Source organism: Mycolicibacterium monacense (assembly GCF_010731575.1).
Classification (GTDB): domain Bacteria; phylum Actinomycetota; class Actinomycetes; order Mycobacteriales; family Mycobacteriaceae; genus Mycobacterium; species Mycobacterium monacense.
This window is the reverse complement of record NZ_AP022617.1, coordinates 3,074,398-3,097,715: the sequence shown is the minus strand read 5'-3', so window position 1 is coordinate 3,097,715 and position 23,318 is coordinate 3,074,398. Positions and strand designations below refer to the sequence as shown.

The 23,318-nt window shown below is 68.2% G+C and carries 27 protein-coding genes and 1 pseudogene; 20 read left to right on the top strand and 8 right to left on the bottom strand.

Going from position 1 to position 23,318, the window contains the following annotated elements; genetic code table 11:
- Positions 1-5: 5 nt before the first annotated feature.
- The 11 genes from pcaH (at position 6) to G6N49_RS14830 (ending at position 8,933) form a co-directional block, all read left to right on the top strand.
- Positions 6-803 (top strand): protocatechuate 3,4-dioxygenase subunit beta, encoded by a 798-nt coding sequence (gene pcaH / locus G6N49_RS14880; RefSeq protein ID WP_011855201.1) that lies wholly within the window; start codon positions 6-8, stop codon positions 801-803.
- Positions 803-1,372 (top strand): protocatechuate 3,4-dioxygenase subunit alpha, encoded by a 570-nt coding sequence (gene pcaG / locus G6N49_RS14875; RefSeq protein ID WP_011559101.1) that lies wholly within the window; start codon positions 803-805, stop codon positions 1,370-1,372. Before pcaH ends, pcaG begins: the two co-directional genes overlap by 1 nt.
- The gene (locus G6N49_RS14870; protein WP_011559102.1) at positions 1,369-2,574 is read left to right on the top strand and encodes a lyase family protein; all 1,206 of its coding nucleotides are present in this window, start codon (positions 1,369-1,371) and stop codon (positions 2,572-2,574) included. The genes pcaG and G6N49_RS14870 overlap by 4 nt, the downstream gene beginning before the upstream one ends.
- Positions 2,571-3,752 carry a bifunctional 3-oxoadipate enol-lactonase/4-carboxymuconolactone decarboxylase PcaDC gene (gene pcaDC, locus G6N49_RS14865; RefSeq protein WP_011559103.1) on the top strand — a complete coding sequence of 394 codons (1,182 nt, stop codon included), beginning with the start codon at positions 2,571-2,573 and terminating at the stop codon, positions 3,750-3,752. Before G6N49_RS14870 ends, pcaDC begins: the two co-directional genes overlap by 4 nt.
- Positions 3,749-4,447 carry a 3-oxoacid CoA-transferase subunit A gene (locus G6N49_RS14860; RefSeq protein WP_011559104.1) on the top strand — a complete coding sequence of 233 codons (699 nt, stop codon included), beginning with the start codon at positions 3,749-3,751 and terminating at the stop codon, positions 4,445-4,447. Before pcaDC ends, G6N49_RS14860 begins: the two co-directional genes overlap by 4 nt.
- The gene (locus G6N49_RS14855; RefSeq protein WP_011559105.1) at positions 4,444-5,166 is read left to right on the top strand and encodes a 3-oxoacid CoA-transferase subunit B; all 723 of its coding nucleotides are present in this window, start codon (positions 4,444-4,446) and stop codon (positions 5,164-5,166) included. The genes G6N49_RS14860 and G6N49_RS14855 overlap by 4 nt, the downstream gene beginning before the upstream one ends.
- A 64-nt stretch (positions 5,167-5,230) precedes the next feature.
- A complete protein-coding gene (locus G6N49_RS14850; RefSeq protein ID WP_011559106.1) occupies positions 5,231-5,965 on the top strand; it encodes an aldehyde dehydrogenase family protein in 735 nt (244 codons plus the stop codon).
- Positions 5,958-6,551, top strand: coding sequence for a CAP domain-containing protein (locus tag G6N49_RS14845; RefSeq protein WP_011559107.1), 594 nt, complete (start codon positions 5,958-5,960; stop codon positions 6,549-6,551). The genes G6N49_RS14850 and G6N49_RS14845 overlap by 8 nt, the downstream gene beginning before the upstream one ends.
- 210 nt (positions 6,552-6,761) lie before the next feature.
- On the top strand, positions 6,762-7,250 hold the full coding sequence (locus G6N49_RS14840; RefSeq protein WP_011768164.1) for a cupin domain-containing protein: 489 nt from the start codon (positions 6,762-6,764) through the stop codon (positions 7,248-7,250).
- 10 nt (positions 7,251-7,260) lie between these two features.
- Positions 7,261-7,614 (top strand): DUF732 domain-containing protein, encoded by a 354-nt coding sequence (locus G6N49_RS14835; RefSeq protein WP_011559109.1) that lies wholly within the window; start codon positions 7,261-7,263, stop codon positions 7,612-7,614.
- A 545-nt stretch (positions 7,615-8,159) separates the two neighbouring features.
- Complete coding sequence (locus G6N49_RS14830) at positions 8,160-8,933, top strand: SDR family NAD(P)-dependent oxidoreductase (RefSeq protein ID WP_011768165.1); 774 nt, start codon at positions 8,160-8,162, stop codon at positions 8,931-8,933.
- On the opposite strand, the gene G6N49_RS14825 is transcribed toward G6N49_RS14830, so the two are convergent.
- Complete coding sequence (locus G6N49_RS14825; RefSeq protein WP_011559111.1) at positions 8,887-9,405, bottom strand: hypothetical protein; 519 nt, start codon at positions 9,403-9,405, stop codon at positions 8,887-8,889. The genes G6N49_RS14830 and G6N49_RS14825 overlap by 47 nt on opposite strands.
- A 56-nt stretch (positions 9,406-9,461) precedes the next feature.
- Here G6N49_RS14825 and lnt point away from each other — a divergent pair, with 56 nt between their 5' ends.
- From lnt to G6N49_RS14815, 3 genes and pseudogenes are all read left to right on the top strand, one after another.
- Complete coding sequence (gene lnt / locus G6N49_RS14820; RefSeq protein WP_011559112.1) at positions 9,462-10,967, top strand: apolipoprotein N-acyltransferase; 1,506 nt, start codon at positions 9,462-9,464, stop codon at positions 10,965-10,967.
- 10 nt (positions 10,968-10,977) lie between these two features.
- Positions 10,978-11,349, top strand: a pseudogene (locus G6N49_RS29710) (transposase); the annotation flags it as partial.
- A gap of 138 nt (positions 11,350-11,487) precedes the next feature.
- Positions 11,488-12,621: a resuscitation-promoting factor gene (locus G6N49_RS14815; RefSeq protein ID WP_049771606.1), complete on the top strand. Its 1,134-nt coding sequence runs from the start codon at positions 11,488-11,490 to the stop codon at positions 12,619-12,621.
- 6 nt (positions 12,622-12,627) lie between these two features.
- Here G6N49_RS14815 and G6N49_RS14810 read toward each other — a convergent pair whose 3' ends face one another.
- Entirely contained in the window at positions 12,628-13,635 is a 1,008-nt protein-coding gene (locus G6N49_RS14810) for a zinc-binding dehydrogenase (protein WP_011559114.1), read from the bottom strand.
- Between the two features lie 155 nt (positions 13,636-13,790).
- Between G6N49_RS14810 and G6N49_RS14805 the strand changes: the two genes are divergently transcribed.
- Both G6N49_RS14805 and G6N49_RS14800 read left to right on the top strand, forming a co-directional pair.
- The gene (locus tag G6N49_RS14805; protein ID WP_011559115.1) at positions 13,791-14,528 is read left to right on the top strand and encodes a YwaF family protein; all 738 of its coding nucleotides are present in this window, start codon (positions 13,791-13,793) and stop codon (positions 14,526-14,528) included.
- 82 nt (positions 14,529-14,610) lie between these two features.
- On the top strand, positions 14,611-16,197 hold the full coding sequence (locus tag G6N49_RS14800; protein ID WP_011559116.1) for a serine hydrolase domain-containing protein: 1,587 nt from the start codon (positions 14,611-14,613) through the stop codon (positions 16,195-16,197).
- Here G6N49_RS14800 and G6N49_RS14795 read toward each other — a convergent pair.
- Positions 16,183-17,004, bottom strand: a complete 822-nt coding sequence (locus G6N49_RS14795) for a DUF1906 domain-containing protein (RefSeq protein WP_041309545.1) — start codon at positions 17,002-17,004, stop codon at positions 16,183-16,185. The two genes, G6N49_RS14800 and G6N49_RS14795, sit on opposite strands and share 15 nt — an antisense overlap.
- Before the next feature lie 422 nt (positions 17,005-17,426).
- Between G6N49_RS14795 and G6N49_RS14790 the strand changes: the two genes are divergently transcribed.
- Positions 17,427-18,851 (top strand): cytochrome P450, encoded by a 1,425-nt coding sequence (locus tag G6N49_RS14790; protein WP_011559118.1) that lies wholly within the window; start codon positions 17,427-17,429, stop codon positions 18,849-18,851.
- A gap of 12 nt (positions 18,852-18,863) precedes the next feature.
- Positions 18,864-19,565, top strand: coding sequence for an Ntn hydrolase family protein (locus G6N49_RS14785; RefSeq protein WP_011768166.1), 702 nt, complete (start codon positions 18,864-18,866; stop codon positions 19,563-19,565).
- On the opposite strand, the gene G6N49_RS14780 is transcribed toward G6N49_RS14785, so the two are convergent.
- Positions 19,562-20,095 carry a YbaK/EbsC family protein gene (locus G6N49_RS14780; protein WP_011559120.1) on the bottom strand — a complete coding sequence of 178 codons (534 nt, stop codon included), beginning with the start codon at positions 20,093-20,095 and terminating at the stop codon, positions 19,562-19,564. The genes G6N49_RS14785 and G6N49_RS14780 overlap by 4 nt on opposite strands.
- Entirely contained in the window at positions 20,095-20,304 is a 210-nt protein-coding gene (locus G6N49_RS14775) for a hypothetical protein (RefSeq protein ID WP_011768167.1), read from the bottom strand. Before G6N49_RS14775 ends, G6N49_RS14780 begins: the two co-directional genes overlap by 1 nt.
- A gap of 48 nt (positions 20,305-20,352) precedes the next feature.
- Between G6N49_RS14775 and G6N49_RS14770 the strand changes: the two genes are divergently transcribed.
- Both G6N49_RS14770 and G6N49_RS14765 read left to right on the top strand, forming a co-directional pair.
- Complete coding sequence (locus G6N49_RS14770) at positions 20,353-20,781, top strand: hypothetical protein (protein WP_011559121.1); 429 nt, start codon at positions 20,353-20,355, stop codon at positions 20,779-20,781.
- 46 nt (positions 20,782-20,827) lie between these two features.
- Positions 20,828-21,466 carry a GNAT family N-acetyltransferase gene (locus G6N49_RS14765; protein WP_083045188.1) on the top strand — a complete coding sequence of 213 codons (639 nt, stop codon included), beginning with the start codon at positions 20,828-20,830 and terminating at the stop codon, positions 21,464-21,466.
- A 37-nt stretch (positions 21,467-21,503) separates the two neighbouring features.
- On the opposite strand, the gene G6N49_RS14760 is transcribed toward G6N49_RS14765, so the two are convergent.
- From G6N49_RS14760 to crcB (G6N49_RS14750), 3 genes are read right to left on the bottom strand one after another with little or no spacing between them, the layout of a single operon-like run.
- The gene (locus G6N49_RS14760) at positions 21,504-22,526 is read right to left on the bottom strand and encodes a DUF190 domain-containing protein (RefSeq protein WP_083045187.1); all 1,023 of its coding nucleotides are present in this window, start codon (positions 22,524-22,526) and stop codon (positions 21,504-21,506) included.
- Positions 22,523-22,882, bottom strand: a complete 360-nt coding sequence (gene crcB / locus G6N49_RS14755; RefSeq protein WP_083045186.1) for a fluoride efflux transporter CrcB — start codon at positions 22,880-22,882, stop codon at positions 22,523-22,525. Before crcB (G6N49_RS14755) ends, G6N49_RS14760 begins: the two co-directional genes overlap by 4 nt.
- Positions 22,879-23,277 (bottom strand): fluoride efflux transporter CrcB, encoded by a 399-nt coding sequence (gene crcB / locus G6N49_RS14750; protein ID WP_083045185.1) that lies wholly within the window; start codon positions 23,275-23,277, stop codon positions 22,879-22,881. The genes crcB (G6N49_RS14755) and crcB (G6N49_RS14750) overlap by 4 nt, the downstream gene beginning before the upstream one ends.
- Positions 23,278-23,318 lie beyond the last annotated feature (41 nt).

The following is a 23,318-nucleotide window of genomic DNA, read 5'->3' as shown; positions in this document are numbered from 1 at the left end:
GCGCCGTGACAACGTCGATCGACAGCAATCCCGACGGCGCCGTAGCGAGCCAGTCGGAGATCAGCGCGGAGATCGGTGCGATCGAGTCCGCCTACCAGCGTGCAGGGGTCGAGGAGACGCAGCCGCGCCTGAGTTATCCGCCTTACCGGAGCAGCCTGCTACGGCATCCGACAAAGGACCTTCACCACGCCGACCCGGAAGGGGTCGAGCTATGGACGCCGTGCTTCTCCGAACGCGACGTTCACCCGCTGGAGGCCGACCTCACCGTCCAGCACTCGGGTGAACCCATCGGTGAACGACTGGTGGTGACCGGCAGGGTCGTCGACGGCGCAGGGCGGCCGGTGCGGCGCCAGCTCGTCGAGATTTGGCAGGCCAACGCCGGCGGACGTTACATCCACAAGGGGGATCAGCACCCGTCCCCAATCGACCCCAACTTCACCGGCGCCGGCCGCTGTTTGACCGACGAGGACGGCATCTACCGGTTCACCACGATCAAGCCGGGGCCGTATCCGTGGAAGAACCACCGCAACGCGTGGCGGCCCGCACACATCCACTTCTCGCTCTTCGGCACGGAATTCACGCAGCGAATGGTCACCCAGATGTACTTCCCGGGTGACCCGCTCCTCTGCCTTGATCCGATCTTCCAGGCGATCCCGGATCAGAAGGCGCGCAGCCGGCTGGTGGCCAGCTACGATCACGAACTCAGCACCCACGAATGGGCTACCGGCTACCGATGGGACGTCGTCCTGACCGGGTCGGCGCGCACCCCAATCGAGAACCTCGGCCGCGGAGCCCACCGCTGATGTCCACGCTGCTGCCGGCCACCCCTGGCCAAACCGTCGGACCGTTCTTCGGCTATGCACTGCCCTTCGACAGGTGTAACGAGTTGGTGCCGCCCGGTTCGCCGAACGCTGTTCAGTTGCACGGCGTCGTCGCAGACGCCGACGGCCGAGGGTTACCCGACGCGCTGCTGGAGATCTGGCAGGCCGACGCCGACGGCAGCATCCCGAACGCCAGCGGCTCCCTGCACCGAGACGGCTGGACCTTCACCGGGTGGGGTCGTGCCACTACCGATGAAGCGGGGCGGTACACCTTTACCACCGTCATCCCCGGCGTCAGCGAACCCGTTGCCGCGCCGTTCATCTCGATCACCGTGTTCGCCAGGGGACTGCTGAACCGGTTGTTCACCCGCGCCTACATTCCCGGCAAGCAATTGGAGAACGATTCGCTGCTGAACACGCTTACGCCCGAGCGTCGTGACACGCTCATCGCCACCCGCGACCGAACCGGTCTACGCTTCGACATCCAACTGCAGGGCACCCCGGACAAGCCCGAGACGGTCTTTCTGCGTTACCCGGGCCACCAACGATGATCGATCTGTTCTGGCCGGGCGACGATCTCGCGGGCGACCTGATGAGCGACGGCGCATTCCTGTCCGCGATGGTCGCGGTGGAACAAGCCTGGCTGGATGGACTCGTCGACGCGGGCATCGCGCCCCGGCAGGCGCGCGCGGACCTGACCATCCTGCTCGCCGACGGTGACGCCGCGACGATCGCCCGGCGTGCTGGCGCGGACGGCAATCCCGTCTCCGCCCTGGTGCTGATGTTGCGGGAACGCTCGGCGGAACCAACGGCCCGCTGGCTGCACCGCGGGCTGACCAGTCAGGACGTCGTCGACACCGCACTGATGCTCTGCACGCGTGACGTCTTGATCCGCATCGGCGACGAGTTCGCCATCCAGGTACGGGCGCTGACCGAACTGGCCGAAACTCACCGTGACACTTCGGCACTCGCCCGCACGCTGACCCAGGCCGCACTGCCGAGCACCCTCGGCGCCAAGTTCGCCCGCTGGCTGACCGGTGTACTCGACGCCGCCGAGCCCATAGCGGGGCTGATGGCGTCGTTGCCGGCGCAGGTCGGTGGCGCGGTGGGATCGCTCGCAGCCGCAACCGAATTGGCCGGATCCGTCGAGGGGGCCATCGCTCTCAGTGACGGCTTGGCCGCCACGCTGCGGTTGGCGCCCACCCCGCCCTGGCATACCACCCGGTGGCAGGTCACCCGGATCGGCGACGCGCTGGTGAGCTGCTGCGACGCCTGGGGCCACATCGCCACCGACGTCACGACGGGCTGTAGGCCCGAGATCGGCGAGCTGGCTGAGGGGCATGGTGGCGGCTCGTCGACGCTGCCGCACAAGAACAACCCGGTCCGCTCGGTGCTGATCCGCCGCGCCGCGCTCACCGCCGGACCCCTTGGCAGCATCCTGCACACCGCCGCAGGCGCGACCGTCGACGAACGCTCCGACGGCGCCTGGCACACAGAATGGGCAACCCTGCGGACGCTGGCCCGCCACACCGTCGTCGCCGCCGCGCACACATCCGACCTCCTGTCCGGCCTCCGTGTCGACCCGCCGCGCGCCGCGGCCAATCTGGCCGCCGCCGAAAGCCTGCTTTCCGAACAGCGCTCGATGACCGAGCTGACAGGTCGTGCAGCGCTACCCGGCTACACCGGCGCCGCGGATCGGCTGATCGACTCGACACTCGGCCGGGCTTGCCGCTTCGTCAAGGACGCGCCATGAGCAATCCGCCTCTCACCGCCATCCACCTCGGCGGACCCGACGACGGGCCGCTGCTTTTGCTGGGCCCCTCGCTGGGGACAACGACGGCCACCCTGTGGACAGGCGTGGCGCAACGACTGGTCGATCATGTGCGCGTAGTCGGATGGGACCTTCCCGGTCACGGCCGCGGCCGTCGGGCCCACCCGTTCACCATCGCCGACCTCGCGGCAGCGGTGCTGGTGATCGCGGACGACCTTAACGTGGAGACATTCCACTACGCCGGTGATTCGGTGGGTGGTTGCGTCGGTCTGCAGCTGCTGCTCGATGCTCCGCAACGGGTCAGCTCGGCGACCCTGCTGTGCACCGGCGCCGCCATCGGCACCCCGGACGGCTGGCTCGCACGTGCCGCTACCGTCCGCGCCGGCGGTGTCGACACGATGCTGACCGGCGCAGCCGAGCGCTGGTTCGCGCCGGGCTTTGTCGACCGCGAGCCGGGGACCGCCTCGGCGCTGCTGGATGCCCTGAGTCACACCGATGCGGAGTCCTATGCGCAGGTATGCGAAGCGTTAGCAGTGTTTGATGTAACCGATAGGTTGTCCGAGATCGTCACTCCGGTCCTGGCCGTTGCGGGTAGCGCTGACAGCCCCACGCCGCCGGAATCGTTGCGGCGCATCGCCTCCGACGTAAAGGACGGGGACCTGGTGGTGCTCGAAGGCGTCGGACACCTGGCCCCCGCCGAAGCGCCGGAGCGCGTGGCCGGCCTCATCGCAGAGATCGTCGGTGTTCCGCAGCCCCCGAGCAAGTCCCTCGAAGACGTGCACCGTGCAGGAATGGCGGTACGGCGGGAGGTGCTGGGCCATGCGCACGTCGACCGGGCAGTGGCCGGTACCACCGACCTGACCGCCGACTTCCAGCACATGATTACGCAGTATGCCTGGGGCAGCATCTGGACCCGCCCGGGTCTCGACTTCCGCAGCCGCTCGATGATCACGCTGACGGCGCTGGTCGCGCGCGGTCACCACGAGGAACTGGCGATGCACCTGCGGGCGGCCCGCCGGAACGGTCTGAGCAACGACGAGATCAAAGAGCTGCTCTTGCAGACCGCGATCTACTGCGGAGTTCCCGACGCCAACTCCGCCTTCCGCATCGCCGCCGAGGTCTTGCCGGAGTTTGACGAGCACCCAGGTGCGCCGTCATGAGTCGCACCGTTGTCTGCGACCGTGCCGAGGATGCCGTCGCTGGAATCGACCACGGTGCAACGGTTCTCGTCGGGGGGTTCGGCATGGCGGGCATGCCCACCACGCTCATCGATGCGCTGATTCGACAGGGTGCCGCCGACCTCACCATCGTCAGCAACAACGCAGGCAACGGCGACACCGGCCTGGCCGCGCTGCTGGCGGCGGGCCGGGTCACCAAGGTCATCTGCTCCTTCCCCCGACAGGCCGATTCGTACGTGTTCGACGCGCTCTACCGGGCGGGCAAGGTCGACCTCGAGGTGGTCCCTCAGGGCAACCTGGCCGAACGGATCAGGGCGGCGGGGGCCGGCATCGGCGCATTCTTCTGCCCGACGGGGGTTGGCACGCCACTGGTCGAGGGCAAGGAGATCCGCACCATCGACGGCCGCGACTACGTGCTGGAGTACCCGATCTTCGGAGATGTGGCGCTCATCGGGGCGCACGTAGCGGACCAGGTCGGAAACCTGTTGTACCGCAAGACCGCGCGAAACTTCGGCCCGGTGATGGCGACCGCGGCATTGCTTACTGTCGTCGAGGTCTCCCGCGTCGTCGACACCGGGCAGATCGACCCCGAGACGGTCGTCACGCCCGGCATCTACGTCGACCGCGTCCTCGACCTGTCCGCAATTCCCGAGACGTCCACGGAGGCAGCCTCGTGACGAGAACAGTCGACGCATCGACCCGCGCCTGTGTCGAGCACCTCGACCGGGGCCCGCTCGACCGTCGGGAGATCGCCGCGATGATCGCCCGCGACATCCCCGCGGGTTCGTACGTCAACCTCGGCATCGGGCAGCCCACCATGGTCGCTGACTTCCTGGACCCCGCCGCGGGGGTCGTGTTGCACACCGAGAACGGGATGCTCGGGATGGGTGGGGAGGCGATCGGCGACGCAATCGATCCGGATCTGACGAACGCCGGCAAGATCCCGGTTACCGAAACCCCTGGGGCATCCTACTTCCACCACGCCGACTCCTTCGCCATGATGCGCGGCGGTCATCTCGATGTCTGTGTCCTCGGCGCGTTTCAGGTCAGCGAGCGCGGGGATCTCGCCAACTGGCACACCGGGGCGCCTGACGCCATACCCGCCGTCGGCGGCGCGATGGATCTTGCTATCGGCGCGAAGAGCGTATTGGTCATGATGACCCTGTTCGCAAAGGACGGAACCGCCAAACTGGTTCCTTCGTGCAGCTATCCACTGACCGGACTTCGATGCGTCAATCGGGTGTACACCGACTATGCCGTGTTTGACATCGACCACACCGGTGGCGGCCAGCTGCGGGTCTTGCACACGTTCGGGCTCAGCATTGCCGCGCTCGAGGAGCGGATGCGCATGGCACTCTCGTGTGATGGACGCGTCGCTGATCTTCGTCAATGCTGACCTTGGCGGCGCTATCGGCAGCGCAGGCGGCCTCGGTGATCACCGACGGGCAGATCTTTAGAGCATGCAGCGAATCCTCCTGCACGTCTACAAGTTTCATGATGCAACGGCAAGCTCTAGGACCAAGGTCAGCATGATCGTCGTCGCAAATCCCCGCAAAATCGGTGCCCAGGCCGGACCGCTGGTTTCCCACGCTCAGCCTGAAAGAGTGTGCCGGAACATCGCCAGCACCGAGGGAACGAAATTCAGCGGAGGGGAACCGAGTCAACCCGATGAATTACCCGGCTACTTCGCCGCTTCGACGATTGTTGCCACCCTCGAACGGGCATCCGCCGTTGTTCAGGACATGCAGGACGACATCGTCGGTTCGGTGCTCACGTTGAAGGAATTTGACGATGAGGTTCAGGCGATCAGCCTGGCTAATGCAACTCCGTATGGTCTTGCAGTCGCGGTGTGGACCCGTCTCAACGACGCCGCGATTGGCTTGAGCCGTGAGGCTACAGCCGGCTTTACATGGTTCAACGGCTCCCGCAAAAACAGTCCCGAGATGTCCTGTAGCGGCGTCGATAATCCGGGCTGCACCATAGCCGGGGCAGCGAAGGAGACGAGGATTTTTGGTTCCTATGACCCTTATCCCGCACGGCAATCATGGCGCATTCATCGAAGTGCCGCGGTGAGCTCAATTCTCGCTGGGCCGCCGGCCGCCGCTGATTGGATCCCGTCCATTTTCGATCAGTGTGACGAGGCTGCAGGCGGCATCTTGGCAGACTACGGCATAGGGGATGTTTCTTGTGTGTAACTCGACCCACGAAAAGCGGCCCCGCGGTGATCAACTCTACGCCCGGCGACCGAACCCGGGCGCAATGAAGATGGTCAGAGAGCCATCAGGCGGCCGCCGCCTCCGACACCCTTTGACGCTCACGGTAGGTATCGTTGCGGTGCTTGGCGTGCAAGCACTACTGATAACGCCCGCCGCACATGGCGATAACAAGCGCCTCAATGACGGCGTAGTAGCGAACGTATACACCATTCAACGCCAAGCGGGCTGCGTGAGCGACATCAAGATTAGTCCGAGTCTCCAGCTCGCTGCGCAGTGGCACGCACGCGATGCGTTGACCAACCGCAACGTCAACGGCGATGTCGGATCGGATGTTTCTACGCTACAGCAGCGGGCGGAGGCCGCGGGATTTAGCGGCGCGGTGTCAGAGACCGTGGCCATCAATCCCGCGCTCGCGTTCAGCGGTATCGAGTTGATTAACCAGTGGTATCACGATCCGGTCGATCTCGCAGTCATGTCCGACTGCTCGAACACCCGGATTGGGGTCTGGTCAGAGAATTCCGTCGACCGCACCGTTGTCGTGGCGGTGTACGGCAAGCCCCAATGAGTCAAAGCGGAGGAATGGTGACGGGTGCGTTCCCTGCATTGACCCCTACACGCCTCTGTGGTCATCGCAACGAATCTATCGGCCCGGCGAGATAATCAATGATGGCCAAACTCAGAGTCCCGTTGGACCCTTGTCCACCAAGGGTCACCTTTCATGGCAGGCCGAGAACTCTGCTGACTGAGCGAACGAATACCCGAAGGAGGCCGTTGAATGACTCTATCCCGTGACGAGTTAGACGAATTCGCCAAGAGTATGGCGCGAGCAGGAGGTCGCGACAGCCAGCACGTGGGGGAGAAGCACCTCGTCGTTAGCTCCGCCGAGGCGCACTGGATCCAGACTGCAAGCCCATCGCAAATTGGGTTGCTCCTGCGAATACCCGCCAGCTCTATTGAAATTTTTCTGCAGAGGATTCCCGCGGGGGAGGCTAGCGACCTTCATCGACACGTACATGAGTCGATTCACTTCGTGCAACATGGCTCGGGCTGGTCGGAAATTGGCGATCAACGCGTGCGGTGGAGCGCGGGCAACTTCGTGTATACGCCGCCGTGGATCTGGCATCGCCACTATGCCGACGACGGACTCGACGTGGCGATGATCGTCATCGAAAACTCTCGCCTCCTAGCGGCGGTGGACGCCAGCCAGAGGGAGAGCATGGGCAACACCAGCTTCGCCGACGCTTTCGGCGCGAACACGGAATAGGTTTTCGCTCATGAAGCGCGTGATCGTTGCACTTGCAACGGCTGCCGCCGCCCTGGTGGCCGTCGCCCCGCCGGCCGGCGCCGACACCGTGGCCTATCTGGTCAACGTTCATGTCCGGCCCGGCTACAACTTCCCCAACGCCGAGGCCGCGATCGGCTACGGCAGGACGATCTGTGACCGGGTCGCCGCGGAGATGAACTATGCGCAACTCGTCGACCAGGTGAAGGCCGACTTCCGGACCGCGGACTACTACCAGGGCGCCTACCTCATCAACCAAGCGGTCAACGAGCTGTGCCCGGCGCAGATCTGGCAGCTGCGGCAGTCGGCCGCCGGATACCCCTACTCAGCCAGCAGCACTGGGTAGGGTTCTAATTCCTCTGCCACATCGCTGCGCCGCAGATGGGCCCTGATTGTTCTTCGCGCGATCGGCGAGCATCGTCCGCCGTAACCGACACTGCTTGTCGGAACAAGGACCGAGAGACGCGGACTGTAAGTCTGTTCGCGGACGAAGGTTCGCTGGCCGGCGATGGCTGTTGATGCCATCAACACGCTTGGCTAAATACGCACGGCACGCCGCGTCGTTTCGCGTTGTCTCAAGTCGTCGCAGCCATTGTTTTCGCTGGTCAGCCTTGGTTGCACACCGGTTTCGATTCCCGGCAGCTCCACCAATGGCAATGGGCCAGGACGGAAGTCCTGGCCCATTGCCGTTTCGGCCAACCTCACATGTGGGCGCCCGGCTTTCGCTGCCTGACGCGCTGTCACGGTAGCCATTTCACCAGGAAACGCACCTGCCTGGACTTATGCTGTCCGCGACCCGCTCAACCCGCGAGGTCGAGTAACCATCTATCGCGTTGGAAAGCTCGGCGCACAAGGGGGTGGGCTTTGTCGACCGAGACGACGAGCAATGCCGTGACCCGGGAACATGGGCGCCTCCACGGCAAGTCCGCGGTGATCACCGGGGCGGCGTTCGGCATCGGCCGGGCCACCGCCGTGCTCTTCGCACGAGAGGGCGCGCGGCTGGTCGTGACCGATATTCAGAGCGAGCCGCTGCTGGCGCTTGCCGATGAACTGCGGCACGCCGGAGCGGACGTCGAGCCCGTCGTCGGCGACGTCTCGGTGGAGTATGACGCGGGGCGGATGATCGGGGCGGCGGTCGACCGCTTCGGACGGCTCGATGTGCTGGTCGCCAACGCAGGCATCATCCCGCTCGGCGACGCGCTGGAAATGACCGCCGCCGGCTGGGACGAAGTGATGGCCATCGACGGGCGCGGCATGTTCCTGTGCTGCAAATTCGCGATCGAGGCGATGTTGCCGACCGGGGGTGGCGCCATCGTCTGCCTCTCCTCGATCTCCGGACTGGCGGGGCAGAAGCGGCAGGCGGCCTACGGTCCCGCCAAGTTCATCGCCACCGGCTTGACCAAGCACCTGGCAGTCGAGTGGGCCGACCGGGGTATCAGAGTCAACGCCGTCGCCCCCGGGACGATTCGAACCGAGCGGGTCAAGCGGTTCCCGGAGGAGCCGGGTGGCTCGGAGTACCTGGCGGCGGTCGAGCGTATGCACCCGATGGGCCGCATCGGCGAACCAGCCGAAGTCGCCAGCGCCATCGTCTTTCTCGCCTCCGACGACGCCTCCTTCATCACCGGCGCCGTGCTGCCGGTCGACGGGGGATATCTAGCGCAGTAGCGGCCCACACCGCGGCGACGGCAGTGAGCACATGCCAGGCGCCGTGGTACTGCCACAGGCTGTCGGGCCGGCACAGCGGCGACCCCGACCGTCCGGCGGCGTAGGCCGCCAGCCCCACCGCGAAGACCCCGGCCGCCGGCGCCCACACCGACCGCCACCGCGGACGCCGGCTGCGGGCGAGGACGGCGGCGTACACCACGCCCGCGGCGATGATCGGCAGGTCGTGGGCGGGCTTCGCCCACGACGGCTGCGGCCCGTGGAACGCGAAGCTGCCGACCCCGACTGCCACGAGAACGATCGCGGCAGCCCACGCCAGCGGCGACCTCCACCGCATCGACCAGCCCAATACGACCAGTCCGGCCGCGACGTAGGCCAGGCTGGTGACCGCCAGAACGGGCTGTGCCAGCGCGCCATCGACGATTCGCTCGCAGTCCGAGTGACCGAAACGTGCAGACGCGGTCAAGACCCGCATGGTCGATCACCGTAGCGGTATCGGACAAAACGCCTGCGGAATGTGACGCTTGAGCGGTGTGGGGTGTGAACGCGTCTCGGCTCGGTCTCGCGGCTGCCTTCGTCGTCGGCGCACTGCCTGCGCTCGCGTTTCCCGCGCCGTCGTGGTGGTGGCTGGCCTGGATCGGCGTCGTCCCACTGCTTCTCGTGGTGCGTGCCGCGCCGACCGCACGGACAGCGGCTCTGCGGGCGTGGTGCGGCATGGCCGGCTACATACTGGCCACCCAGTACTGGCTGCTGCCGAGCGCCGGCCCGCTGCTGCTGGTACTCGCCGTCGGACTCGGCGCCTTGTGGCTGCCGTGGGGCGCGGCGACGTATCTGCTTCTGCGCGAACCGAATACGGTCGGCAGGACGGGCGCGGCCATGGCGGTGCTGCCCAGCGCCTGGGTGGTCGCCGAAGCGGTCCGCTCCTTCCCGGGTCTGGGAGGGCCGTGGGCGCTGCTCGGTGCGTCGCAGTGGAATCAGCCGGCCACACTCGCGTCGGCATCCCTGGGCGGCGTGTGGCTCACCAGCTTCCTGATCGTCGCCGCGAACACCGCGGTCGCGGGGGTGATCCTGAACCGGCAGCTGCCCGTCCGCCTGGTCGCGGCCGCGGTCGCGCTGGCGTGTGCGGCACTCGGACCGGCATGGTTCTGGCTGGGACCTGCGCCACCGGCGGGGTCGACGGTGCGGGTGGCGCTCGTGCAACCGGGCAACATCGAGGACTCCGCAGCCCGTCAGGCGGCCGGTGAAGCGCTGACCGACGATCTGCGTGGCCGGCGGGTCGACCTGGTCGTCTGGGGTGAGAGCAGTGTCGGGGTTGACCTCGCCGGCGACCCGGACGCCGTGGCGCGTCTCGCGGACCTGTCCCGCCGGGTCGGCGCGGACCTGCTCGTCAACGTCGACGCGCGCGATCGCACCGGCGAGATCTCCAAATCGTCGGTCCTGATCGGACCCGGGGGAGTTCGCGGCACGTACTCGAAGATGCGGCTCGTGCCGTTCGGCGAATACGTTCCGTTGCGGCCGCTGTTCGGGTGGGCCACTCGGCATACGAAGGCGGCGGCAGAAGATCGAAAGCGCGGCAGCGGAATCGCCGTGCTGCACACCGAAGACCTCGCCCTCGGGCCGCTGATCAGTTTCGAGACGACGTTCTCCGACCTTCCCCGCGAACTGGTGGAACGCGGCGCACAGTTGCTGGTGTATCAGAGTTCCACCTCGACGTACCAAGGGAGTTGGGCGCAGCCGCAGTTGGCAGGCATGGTCGCGGTGCACGCCGCGGAGGTGGGACACCCGGCCGTGCACACCGGATTGTCAGGTGTCAGTTCCGCCTTCGACGCACGAGGCCGGCAACTCGGGTGGTATGCCGCCACCGAGAGCGGTGTGCTCGTCGTGGACGTCCCGCTGGGATTGCACACCACCACATTCCAGCGGTTCGGCAATTGGGTACTGGCAATGGCGCTTTCGATCCTCGCCTGCGGTATCGCGTGGCTCGTCATACAACACGCCGGGCGAGGTGAGCGCCTCGGAACCGGTTCGGGGGCATGATGGGTCGCTGATGAACCCCGTGACGGTGGTGGACAAGGCGTTTGGCGGATCCGCCGATCGCCGTGGGTCGTACTCGCCCCCGTTACTCGACGGGGGGATGCCTGCCGAATACCTATCCCAGTTGATCGCCGTACTGGTGGACGGACATCCGAACCTCGGCCGCATCCGCGCCGCCGACGCCGAACGGCGCGGCGAAACGCCCTACGACCCGCGGATGATGGTCGCCGTTCTGTTGTACGGGTACACGGTCGGGGTGTGTTCGTCGCGGCAGCTCGAGCGAACGTGCGCCGACGATCCGTGTTTTCGGTGGCTGGCGGCGGGTCAGGTCCCACACCATCGTGCGATCGCGCGGTTCCGCAGACGGCACCTGGCCGCGTTGACGCCGTTGTTCGTGCAGGCGCTGGCGTGGTGTCGGGGCGCGGGTGTCGACCGGTTGGGCCGGGTCACACTGGAGGGGACGACCAGGGGCGCGCTGGCGGAGGAAGTCCTGGCCATGCTGGCCGACGCCGAACGCGCCGACATCGCCGAGGACGCGACGTGCCGCGAGCCCGCCCCAGCGACCTCGAATGCGCGGCGTGCGTTGGTCGGAGCGGTCCTGGCGGCGCTGATGTGCGCCGGCGGTTACGCCGTGGTAGCGACCAAGCGCGTCACACTGTCCGTCGACGGTGTCTCGACGACGGTGTCGACGATGAAGTCGCGGGTGGTCGACGTTCTGCGGGACAACGGCTACGCCGTCGGCGAGCACGACGAGATCAGCCCGGTCGCGGATCAGTCGGTCCGCGCGGCCGACACGATCGTGTTGAGACGCGCTCGGCCGCTGCAGGTTTCCGTCGACGGGCGGCCCGGCGGGCAGGTGTGGACGACCGCGCTGACCGTCGGTGACGCACTGACACAGTTGTCGATGCACGACGTGGAGCCCGTCACCGCGTCGCGTGCCAGTCGCGTACCGGTGGCCGGTATGGCGCTACCGGTGGTCACTCCGAAGCGGGTGCGCATCAACGACGGCGGGGTCGTCAGTGAGCGGCGGCTGGCGGCGGCGACCGTCGGCCGGCTCCTCGACGCCGCCGGTGCGCCGCTTCAGCAGACCGACAGGGTCACGCCCCCGGCCTCGACGCCGGTCGTCGCCGGGATGCAGATCGTGGTCACCCGCATCCGCGTGCACAAGGTTTCCGAGCGCCTGCCCCTGCCTGCGCCGCTGCGGCGCATCCACGACCCCTCGATCAACATCAGCCGCCGCGTCGTCGATGACCCCGGTAAGGCCGGCACCCAGGACGTCACCTTCGCCATCTCGACGGTCAACGGCCGGGTGACTGGCCGGCAGGTGCTGGCTCGCAGCATCGTCACCCCCGCCCGGCCGCAGGTGCAGCGGGTCGGCGCCAAACCGGGCACCACCGTGCCGCCCGTACACGACAACGCCACGTGGGACGCGCTCGCTTTCTGCGAATCGAGCGGCAACTGGGCCATCAACACCGGTAACGGGTTCTACGGCGGTGTGCAGTTCACCCAGAGCACCTGGGAGAGCTTCGGCGGATTGCGCTACGCGCCGCGCGCTGACCTGGCCACCCGCGAAGAGCAGATCGCGATCGCCGAACTGACACAGGCCGGGCAGGGCTGGGGCGCCTGGCCGGTGTGCAGCAGGCGGGTGCGGCGCTGACCGGCGTCAGCCGAGCCGCGGGTCGATCAGCGTGACCCCTGCCGGGGTCGCGACGCTCAGCGACGACAGGAGCGTGGCGCCTTCGGTGAGCCCGACGACGCGCTCGACGATTGCCTGCGGGCGCAACGTTCCCGCCTCGATCAGCCGCATCATTCCGGGGTAGTCCCCGCTGGCCATGCCGTGGCTGCCCAGGACGTCGAGTTCCCACGCGATGACCCGGTCCATCGGCACCGCCGGATGCCCGGTGACATCGGGCAGCAGGCCGACCTGGAGGTGACGTCCGCGGCGTCGCAGGCTGTGGATGGCATCCGCGCACGTCGCCGCAGAACCGACCGCGTCCACGGCGACATGGCTGCCCCCGCCGGTGAGGTCGTGGACCCGGCCCGCGACGTCGGCGCCGTCAGCGTGCACGGTGTGCTCCGCGCCCAGTCGGCTCGCCAGCGCGAGCGCCGCCGGCTCCCGGTCGACCGCGATCACCCTGGCGCCGAAGGCGACGGCGATCTGCACGCTGCTCAGTCCTACCCCGCCGGCCCCGACGACCGTCACCCACTCGCCGGGGCGGATCCGGGCGCGTGCGCTCAGCGCCCGGTAGGCGGTGGCGAATCGGCAGCCCAGTCCCGCCGCGGCGGCGTCGCCGACGGCGTCCGGGACCGCGACCAGGTTGGCGTCGGCGGCGTGCAGGGCCACGTACTCGGCGTACGAACCCCAGTGCGTGAAGCCCGGCTGGGTCTGGTCCGGACACACCTGCGCCTGCCCCTCGAGGCACCATTGGCAGCGGCCGCACCCGCAGACGAACGGTGTGGTGACACGGTCGCCGACCCGCCATTTCTCGACGCCGGCACCGACCTCCGCCACGACGCCGACCAGTTCGTGGCCGGGTACGTGGGGGAGCGTGATGCCGCGGTCGTGGCCGGCCCACCCGTGCCAGTCGCTCCGGCACAGGCCGGTGGCGTGCACCTCGACGACCACGCCGCCGGGCGGCGGCGACGGGTCGGCCACCGACCGGACATCCACCGGACCACCGAACTCTTCGAAGATCATGGCGCGCACGAGAACAGTCTGCCGACACGGGCCACCGCGGATCGGTGTGACGCCGGGCCCGGCTGAGATGATCGGTTGGGTCGACCCGGTTGATCAGAGGCAGGGTCGGCAGAACGGGAGTGGTCGAGTTGTCCTCATCGCAACACGAATTCTCGGCGTACGGCCCATCGCACTGGGTGGTGCTCGCGCTGTTCGTGGTCGGCGCGGCGTTTCTGGTGGTGCACGGACGCAGGCATAGCGAATCGCGGGCGCGCCTGGTGAGTCGCATCCTTGCGGTGCTGATCCTGGCGGCGTTCTCGGCGGCGCTGATCTACAAGCTGATCCGGCCGGACCTCGCCACCTCGGTGCCGCTGCAGTTGTGCGACATCGCGGAACTGACGGCGGCCTACGCGTTGTGGTCGCAGCGGCATCGGGCGTTCGTGCTCACGTACTACTGGGGTCTGGTGCTGAGTTCGCAGGCGCTGCTCACCCCGGACATCGGCACGCCGCAGGAGGGTGCGCCGGACTTCCCGCACCACCTGTTCGTCACGTTCTTTTCGCTGCACGTCCTCGTCGTGTGGGCGGCCATCTATCTGACCTGGGGACGGGGGATGCGGCCGCGGTGGCGCGACTACCGCTTCGCGGTCGTCGTGACGCTGGGATGGATGGCGTTCACGTTCGCGTTCAACGCGGTCGCGGGGACCAACTACGGCTATCTCAACGGCAAGCCGCCGACGGCGTCGTTGCTGGACGTTCTCGGTCCGTGGCCGGTGTACCTGTTCGTCGAGATCGCGGTCGTCATGGCCGTGTGGGCGCTGATGACGTGGCCGTGGGAGCGGATGAGACACCCCGCGGACCACCGGGCGGTCAAGGCCGCTGTCGAGTGAGCGGGCCGGCGACCGATTCCGCCGCTGGCGCGGTGGCACTCGCCCTATGCTGATGGCCGGCCGATTCGCGGGGACTCTACTGATGACCAATGGCACGCCGGTGGTGCGCACGGCGATCGTCCGCGCGGCCGTCGCGCTCGCTCTCGTGGCGGCGTCCTCGTGTGGGTATGCCTCGTCCTCGGCAGTGAACGAGGGCACACAGACGGCGGCAACGACGAAGGTGCCCGCCCCGCCCCCGCGGGCGTCGGCGACGCGGCCCGCACCGCCCCCACCGCCCGTGGCGCCCTTGGCAGCCGACTTCGCGACCGTCGCCAAGCTCGTGAACGACGCGATCGCGGCACGCCGGCTCCCCGGCGCCGTGGTGTCGATCGGGCACGGCGGCCGAGTCGTCTTCCAACAGGCCTTCGGTTCACGCAAGGTGGCGGGCGCACCCGGGCTCGACGGACTGCCCGCCCCCGCGGAGCCGATGACCGAGGACACGATCTTCGACCTGGCGTCGTTGACGAAGTGCCTTGCCACGGCGACCGCGGTGATGCAGCTCTACGAGCAGGGCAAGGTCCAGTTCGACGATCCCGTCCAGAAGTACCTGCCCGAGTTCAACAGAGCCGATGACCCGCAACGCGCACGAGTGACGGTGCGGATGTTGCTCACGCACACCTCGGGCGAAGAGCCGGACGTCAACCTCGACGACCCGTGGGGACTGCGCCGGGCCGAGAAGGGCGAAGGTCTCCACCGTGCGCTCACCTCACCGCTGCACTCGGAGCCCGGTGCGGTCTACCGCTACTCCGACATCAACTACATCCTGCTCGGCGCGCTGATCGAGAAGGTCACCGGTGAGGCGGAGGACACCTACGTCGAGCGGAGCATCTTCTCCCCGCTCGGCATGGGAGACACCCGGTACCTCCCGCCCGCCGAGGCGTGCGGGCCGCGCAGGATGCGAGGAACCGCCATCGGGTGGGCCGCCGCGCGGCAATCCGGCGTCCCGGCCGTCTGCCCGGCGGGGACGTGGAACACCAGCCTCTTCAGCCGTATCGCGCCCACCGCGCATGACGACGAGGGCCGACGCGATCCGAGGACCAATCCCGACTGGGATCAGCTGCTCCGTGGCGCCGTGCACGATACGACCGCGCGCCGCATGGGAGGAGTGGCCGGACACGCGGGGGTGTTCTCGACGGCGCGAGACGTCGGCATCTACGCGCAGGCCCTCCTCGATCGGCTTGCCGGCCGCCCGAGCAACTTCCCGCTGAAAAGAGCGACGCTCGAGCTGATGACGGCCCCGGAGCAGCCCGGCAGTTCACCGCGACAGCTCGAGGCGGCGAATGGCACCGCCCGGCACGCCATCGCGCACACACCGAATACGGCACACCCACTGCTGGCTCCGAGCTATCCGGCGATCGAGGGACAGAACCTGCGCGGTTTCGGCTGGGACATCGACACGGCCCATTCGCAGCCGCGCGGCAGGGTCTTCCCGATCGGCAGCTTCGGTCACACGGGCTTCACGGGAACCTCGATGTGGATCGACCCGAGCTCGGACACTTACGTCGTGTTGCTCGCCAACGCGATTCATCCGCGCGGCAATTATCCGATCTCCGAGCTGCGCGGTGAGGTGGCGACGGCGGCGGCTCAGGCTCTCGGGCTCGACGACGGGGCGACGTCAGCGCCTCGCTGATCTGTCGAGATCCCACTGCCCGAAGTCGCTCGCGAGCACCTCGTCCACATCCACGTGGGTACCTCCCAGGGCGACACCGGGTTCGGAGGCGGTGACGACGACCGACTGATAAAGCACCGCCCTGGGCTCGCGCTCGCCGGCGGACCACGCCTTGGTCTGCCACGCCCACCAGTGATCGGGCGTGGTCGACCGGCCGATCACGCCGTCGGCGATCGCCCACGCACACGCGCGGGAATGTCCGTAGATCCCGGTGCGGTGACCGCCCAGCACCGAGTTGATCCCTCGGAACCACTCGACCGCGACGGTGTTCCAGGTGTCGTCGTCGATGTCCTCATCGACGCTGAAGAAGATCGGCGCCGAACCCGGCCCTCCTGCGGCGGCATGCAGCCGCAGGGCGGTTCGCGCGTCGGCCACACCGCCGCTGTAACCCCGGGTGTAATCCGACGGCGTGGGCCAACCGGGTTTGCCGTACTGGTAACAGCTGACCACGTGAAGGTCCGCCGCGCGCAGCGCATCCGCATACCCGCGGGTGACGGGCTTGAAATCGAAATCCGCGCCCGGTCGTAACTCCGAGACATAGACGAGTGCCCCGTCGAACCCGGCCGATTTGATCTGATCCGGAGGGACCAGCCGATGGGTGAAATCGATCAGCCTCATACCCGCGGCTGACGCCGTCGGCCCGGTCAGTGTCGCAGCGACCGGGCCGAACAGCACCAGCGCGGGCGCGGTCGCTCCATACCGGAGCGCGTCGCGCCGGGAGAGGGATCGCAGCCCGCCCCGACCGGCCGGCGCAGGCGAATCGTGCACGGCGCGATCGTAACAACGGGCGCTCAACGCCCAGGGCGGGTCGACGGGATTACTTGCGAGGCAACCTTTCTCCCATCGCGGCCCTACGGTCATCATCGGAGAACCCGACCTGCCTGCCACTCCGGATGAGGGATCGCCGAGAGTTTCTGCCCGACCTCGGTGACGAAGGTGCCCACGGCATCGAGAAGTGCGGTTCTCCCGCGGGGTTCCACCACGAACTCCGGCACCTCGTCGATGGGAGTCCTCGAGTAGAGCCGTTCGTACTGGCGGTGATCCGGCTTTGATCAGCGCGCAACACATCGAGGCCGCCCACAGACGCCTGGATGATTGATTTCGCCACCGATGATGACGTACGGGGAACCCCGCGTACACCTTGATTTTAGCCTCTGAACTGCGCAGATGCAGCGAAATGGGGGTTCGGGATGCGGCGTTCACACTCACCCGGGTCGCGCGCAGACGGGTCCGCACGCGATGATGGGTGGGTTGTGACTGACCTCGATCTCGACCTGCAGGCGCTGCCGCTGGCGCCGAAGAACCCCCTGCCGTACCGGCAGTTGCTGCCGCTGGTGCGCCACTTCCACACCGGACAGGAAGTGCTGCGCCAGGCTGCGGGCCCGGTGATCCGGCTCAAACTCGGGCCGAAGTGGATGATCCCCGAGATCGTCGTGGTCACCTCACCGGCCGGGATCCGCGATGTCCTCGGTCGCAACCACGCCTCGGCCGAACGGTGCCGCGTCCACGACGAGGTCCGTGACCTCGGTGGTGAGAGCCTCTTCGTCCTCCCCAACGATCCGTGGATACCGCGCCGCCGGGCGCTGCAACCCGTGTTCACCAAACCCAGCGTGCGCGGGTTCGGCGGACACATGTCGCGCGCGGCGGAGATGGTCGGGGAGCGCTGGGGTCAGACCGCCCAGGTGAACCTCGACGAGGAGTGCCGGCGGCTGACGATGCGCTCGCTGGGCCGGTCCATCCTCGGTCTCGACCTCGACGCGAAAGCCGACCTGATCGCCGGTCCGCTACCCGTCGCCGCCGGCTACGCCGCCGACCGCGCCCTCAAACCGGTGCGGGCTCCGCGCTGGCTGCCGACCCCCCAGCGCCGCCGCGCCAATGCCGCGGTCGCGACCATGAAGGCGGTGACCAACGACATCTTGCAGGCCTGCCGCGCGGACCCGGCGCGGGATGCGCCACTGGTCCACGCGCTGATCAACGCCTCGGATCCGGAAACCGGTCGCTCGCTGTCCGATGACGACATCTGCAACGAACTGCTGGTCTTCATGCTCGCCGGCCACGACACGACCGCCACGCTGCTGACCTACGCGCTGTGGGCGCTCGGGCACCACCCGGACATCCAGGACCGCGTCGCCGCCGAGGCGTGTGCGCTCGGTGACCGGCTGCCCACCCCGGACGACGTCGGCCGACTCGGATACACCGTGCAGGTGCTCAACGAGTCGCTTCGGCTGTGCCCACCCGCCGCCGGTGTCGGCAGAATGGCGCTGCGCGATGTCGAGGTCGACGGCTACCGCGTCGAAGCGGGCAGCCTGGTCGGCATCGGGATCTACGCCGTCCACCGCGACCCCGAACTGTGGGACCGCCCCTTGGAGTTCGATCCGGAGCGGTTCAGTCCGGAGAACGTCAAGGACCGCGACCGGTGGCAGTTCATCCCGTTCGCCGGCGGGCCACGGGCCTGCATCGGTCAGCACTTCGCGATGCTGGAGGCGACGCTGGCGCTGGCCACGCTCATCCGCTCCCACGAAATCCGCTCCATCGACGACGATTTCCCGCTCGAGACGCCGTACACCACGGTCGCGGCCGGTCCCATATGGGCCCGCGTGCACCGTCGCACCTGAGAGCATCGCCTCATGACGGTCGTAATCGCGCTGCGCTGCGCCGACGGAATCGTGCTCGGCGCAGACTCCCAGATCACCGAACCCGCCCGCGGGCTCACGTACCCGGCCCAGAAGCTGCACGGCCTCGGGAAGCGGGCGGCGTGGGGCGGCAGCGGCTCCCGGGCGGTGCTCTACGACCTGGAGCAGCTGTTCGACGCGCAACCCGAGACGATCGTGGAAGCCAAGGACGTCGGGCGGGCGCTGCAGGCGCGTGTGGTGCCCGTGCTCGAACACCACTACGACAACTTCATCGAGAAGGTGCCCGGCGAATCGGCCAGCGGCGCAACGCCGGCGACGTATGTGCTGGCCGCCGGCTACTCCGACGGCGAACCGTTCATCGTCGACATCGACCCGCACGGCCTCATCGGGCACTACGAGGAGACCGGTTTCCACGCCGTCGGCAGCGGGGCGCCGATGGCGCAGCAGGCGCGGGCACTGCTCGCCAACTTCCGGATGTCCGAGCGGCCCGTCCAGTACGGCGTGGCCGCGGCGCTGCGGGTCCTGGATGCTCTCGACGAGAGTTCACCGACCGTCGGTGGGCCGATGGACATCTGCCGCATCACCGCCGACGAAGGCGCCGAACACCTGTCGGAGGACAAGGTCGCCGAGGTCCGCGACAGCGTCCGACGCTGGCAGGATCTCGAGCGCCGCGCGCTCGACGGGCTGTTCGATTAGCCGGTTTTGACGATCGACAGCACTTCCGCTCGCGGTAGCGAGGTGAGTCTGTCGGGCTCGGCCAGGATCTTCGACGCGCGCACGCCGCTGCCGATCACCACGTGAGGCTGGGCGAGGACCTGTTCGTCGATGAGGATCGGCCAATCGTCGGGCAGGCCCAGCGGTGTGATGCCGCCGTACTCCATCCCGGTCAGCGACACCGCGGTCTCCGTGGGCGCGAACGAGATCTTGCGCGCGTCGAGCCATTTACGCACGACACCGTTCACGTCGGCTCGTGTGGTGGCCAGCACCAGGCAGGCCGCATACCAAACCCGTTCGGCGCGTTTGGCTTCCACCACCACACAGTTGGCCGAATGTTCGGGCGCGATTCCGTACTGCGCACAGAACTCGGCGGTGTCCGCCAACCCGGGGTCGATCGCGCTCACCCACAACCCCTGCGCGCCACCGCGTCGCACATCGCGCCGGACCGGTTCGGCGACCAGGTCGAGCGCATCGGCGATCGGTGTGAAATCCAGTTCCCCCAACCGCATCACAGCGGGTCTCCGTCGAGGCTGTCGTTCCGGTCACCGACGAAACGCAGTAGATGCGGGTCCGAGGAGACGAATCTGTCGACCTCCTCGCCGCCGTCGCACCGCAGCAGCGCGACGGTCACCCGGTCCGGTGTCCGCGACACGACCGTCCATACCGCACCGCTGTCCTGCCACCGCCGAAGCTCCTCGACCCGGTCCCGTTCGGTCATTTCTCCACCATCCCATGGGGTACGCGAGCCGTGGCATAGGCTCGGGGCGTGGACGCAGCCTCAGCGGTCGCGGTCGGCGCGATCTTCGTGTGGTTGGGGATGGTGCTCGCCATTTCGTTCCTCGAAGCGCCGTTGAAGTTCCGGGCGCCGGGGGTCACACTGCAACTCGGGCTGGGTATCGGCCGGTTGGTGTTCCGCGCGCTCAACGCCTGCGAGGCCGTGCTCGCCGTCGCCGTGGTGGTGGCGTTCGTCGCGCATCAGCCCTCGGCAGGTGCTGCCGTCGGCGCCGCGGTCGCCCTGGTATGCCTGCTGGTGCAGGTGGTCCTGATCCGCCCGCGGCTGCAACGCCGGTCCGACGCGGTGCTCGCCGGGGCGGAGGGACCGCGGTCCCATGCGCATTACGTCTACGTCGGGTTCGAGGCCGTCAAGGTGATCGCGCTGGTCACCGCCGGAGTGCTGCTGCTCGCAGCATCGTGATGTAGGTAAACCTACCCTCAGTTGGTCGGGTAGGCTCATCGCTCAAATGACCGAGATCGATGAGGCGCTCAAGCCGGTCCTGCCGCGGGAATTGACCACTGTCTCCGACGAGGTGCGTGCGGTGCCCGCGCCGCCGCTGCCGGTGCTCGCTGAACCTTTCGCCCTGCGTCCCGCCGACGCGGACGCCGACGCGGAGATGATCTCGGAGTGGATGAACCGGCCCCACCTCGTCGAGGCGTGGGAGTATCCGTGGCCCCCGCAGCGGTGGCGCCGCCATCTGCAGGCCCAGATCGACGGTGAGTACTCGCGCCCGCTGATCGGCAGCATCGACGGCGCCGACATCGCCTACCTCGAGCTCTACCGCGCGGCCAAGGATTCGATCGCGCCCCGGTATGCCGCCGACCCGTACGACATCGGCATACACGTGGCGATCGCCGACCTCGACTTCGTCAACCGGGGTCTGGCGCCGTCGCTGCTGCCGCGGGTGGTGGCGAGCCTGTTCGAGGCCGAACCGCGGTGTCGGCGCATCATGTTCGATCCCGACCACCGCAACACCGCCGCCCGGCGGGTGTGTGAGGCCGGTGGGTGCGCATTCCTCGGCGAACACGATATGACGAACCGCCGGATGGCGCTCTACGCGCTGCCGCGTACCCCGCAGGACGCGCCCCCGACCGCCGGCTCTTAGTCACCGCCGGCGTTGCGCGCCGTCGACGACACCTACGTCACAGCGCGCCGCGGCGGACCCCGCCGTCGATCCACACCGCTCCCGGCACCGATTCGACGGTGACCACACCGTGCCGCGCGGTGACCTCCTCGGCCACCTGCACGCCGGCCGTGATGCGCTCCGGGGTGTCGACCACGACCGTGGTGACCGGAACCCGGCGCCCGACGCGCAGCAGGCTGTCCGACAGCGCCGCCTCGCCGCCCTGAAATCCCCACACCCCGCGGAACACAGTGGCCCCGGCGCTCGAGTGCAGGTCGCGCAGCCGGGAGATCAGCTCGCGATGTACCGGGATGCCGTCGTGCATCGCCGAGGCGGACGTCTGCACGGTCAGCTTCCGGTGCATGTGGTGACCTGTGGTGTCGGGTGGCGGTGCGACCGGCCGGCCGGCGAGCACGCATGTGTTCACGGCCTCGACGGTCAGCATCTGCAGACCCGGTGTGGCGCGCAGGACGTCGATCGCCTCGACGGCCCTCGCGGTCGGCCCCATCCCCACGACCATCGCCGGCACCTCGAGGTTGCGGCTGAAGAACGTGGCGCGTCGTCGCTGTCCGTCCGCGGTGCCGTCCACCCCGAGGTAGGCGGTCGCGGAGTGGAATCCGTGACGGCGCAACACGTCGCAGACGGCCACGTAGGCGAGCACCCCCGAGATGCGCTGCCCCCGACGGACATAGACCGTCAACCGGGTCAGCGGTCCGCTCGGCATCGGTCCGTCCGCCGACCGCACGGACTCCCGCGTGACCAGGCCGCGGGAGACGAAATCGACTGTCCGCGAAGCCAACTCGCGCATCTTCGCGGAACTGTCGACCGCGACTACCGCGATGGGCGGATCCTCGGACCCGGTGAGCGTGACGTCGCTTCGCAGCTCATGCCGTGGCCCGAACCCCGCGATCCCGCGGATCACGATGCTGGTCGCCACCGACGCGGAACCGTACAGGTCGAGCAGCGCGTCGGCGGTGAACCGGTCACCGCTGCGCTGTCGCTCCCCGAAGTAGGCCGTCAACTTCGTCAGATCGTCGTTCACAGCAGGCTCCCGAGCCACAGCCCCGCCGCCGCGGCGGCCAGACCCGCAACGACGCTGCCGACAACGTTCGCGGCGGCCGGCCACCCACGGCGCTCCTCGGCGAGGCGTTGGGTCTCCAGCATCCAGGTCGAGAAGGTCGTGTAGGACCCGATGAACGCCGTGCCCATCAACAGTGCGAGATGCGGGCTCAGCGCCAGCCCGCCGAGGAAGCCCAGGAGGAACGCCCCGCTGACGTTGACCGCCAGTGTGCCGAACGGGAACGGTCGTCCCACCGCCGACGTGACGCGGCGGTCCAGCAGAAAGCGGCACACCGCCCCGGCCCCGCCGAGGAACATCACCCCCGCCCACACGATCATCGGCGGATCCGCGCACGTCTGACCAGCGCGGTGGCGATGACGACCGCAGCGAGCCCGGCGGCCAGGCTGGCGGCGGTGTAACCGACCGCGAGCCCGACGTGGCCGCGCTCGAGCATCCGGACCGTCTCGACCTGCATCGTCGAGAATGTCGTCAGACCGCCGCACAGTCCGGTGCCCAGAAGCGGGCGGCGGTAGCTCGACACCGGCAGCCGTTCGAGCAGCCTCGTGGTGAAGTAGCCGAGCAGGAATGCGCCCACGATGTTGACGGTGAACGTCGGCCACGGCCACCGGCCCGGGTCCGGTGCGGCGAGTTCCTCCAACCCCGCCCGCGCCAGCGTGCCCAGCGCGCCGCCGACGAAGACCGCGGCCAGTTCCCGACCGTCGAAACGGGGCATGACGGAGAGTATGGCGGGAATACCTCCAGCCGTCGGACAGC

What these genes read in the sequence shown, in the direction of transcription:
- pcaG (WP_011559101.1), top strand. Translation starts at nt 803, where the DNA reads ATGTCCACGCTGCTGCCGGCCACCCCTGGCCAAACCGTCGGACCGTTC.
- G6N49_RS14870 (WP_011559102.1), top strand. Translation starts at nt 1,369, where the DNA reads ATGATCGATCTGTTCTGGCCGGGCGACGATCTCGCGGGCGACCTGATG.
- pcaDC (WP_011559103.1), top strand. Translation starts at nt 2,571, where the DNA reads ATGAGCAATCCGCCTCTCACCGCCATCCACCTCGGCGGACCCGACGAC.
- G6N49_RS14860 (WP_011559104.1), top strand. Translation starts at nt 3,749, where the DNA reads ATGAGTCGCACCGTTGTCTGCGACCGTGCCGAGGATGCCGTCGCTGGA.
- G6N49_RS14850 (WP_011559106.1), top strand. Translation starts at nt 5,231, where the DNA reads ATGCAGCGAATCCTCCTGCACGTCTACAAGTTTCATGATGCAACGGCA.
- G6N49_RS14840 (WP_011768164.1), top strand. Translation starts at nt 6,762, where the DNA reads ATGACTCTATCCCGTGACGAGTTAGACGAATTCGCCAAGAGTATGGCG.
- G6N49_RS14835 (WP_011559109.1), top strand. Translation starts at nt 7,261, where the DNA reads ATGAAGCGCGTGATCGTTGCACTTGCAACGGCTGCCGCCGCCCTGGTG.
- G6N49_RS14825 (WP_011559111.1), bottom strand. Translation starts at nt 9,405, where the DNA reads ATGCGGGTCTTGACCGCGTCTGCACGTTTCGGTCACTCGGACTGCGAG.
- G6N49_RS14800 (WP_011559116.1), top strand. Translation starts at nt 14,611, where the DNA reads ATGACCAATGGCACGCCGGTGGTGCGCACGGCGATCGTCCGCGCGGCC.
- G6N49_RS14790 (WP_011559118.1), top strand. Translation starts at nt 17,427, where the DNA reads ATGCGGCGTTCACACTCACCCGGGTCGCGCGCAGACGGGTCCGCACGC.
- G6N49_RS14785 (WP_011768166.1), top strand. Translation starts at nt 18,864, where the DNA reads ATGACGGTCGTAATCGCGCTGCGCTGCGCCGACGGAATCGTGCTCGGC.
- G6N49_RS14780 (WP_011559120.1), bottom strand. Translation starts at nt 20,095, where the DNA reads ATGCGGTTGGGGGAACTGGATTTCACACCGATCGCCGATGCGCTCGAC.
- G6N49_RS14775 (WP_011768167.1), bottom strand. Translation starts at nt 20,304, where the DNA reads ATGACCGAACGGGACCGGGTCGAGGAGCTTCGGCGGTGGCAGGACAGC.
- G6N49_RS14765 (WP_083045188.1), top strand. Translation starts at nt 20,828, where the DNA reads ATGACCGAGATCGATGAGGCGCTCAAGCCGGTCCTGCCGCGGGAATTG.
- crcB (WP_083045186.1), bottom strand. Translation starts at nt 22,882, where the DNA reads ATGATCGTGTGGGCGGGGGTGATGTTCCTCGGCGGGGCCGGGGCGGTG.
- crcB (WP_083045185.1), bottom strand. Translation starts at nt 23,277, where the DNA reads ATGCCCCGTTTCGACGGTCGGGAACTGGCCGCGGTCTTCGTCGGCGGC.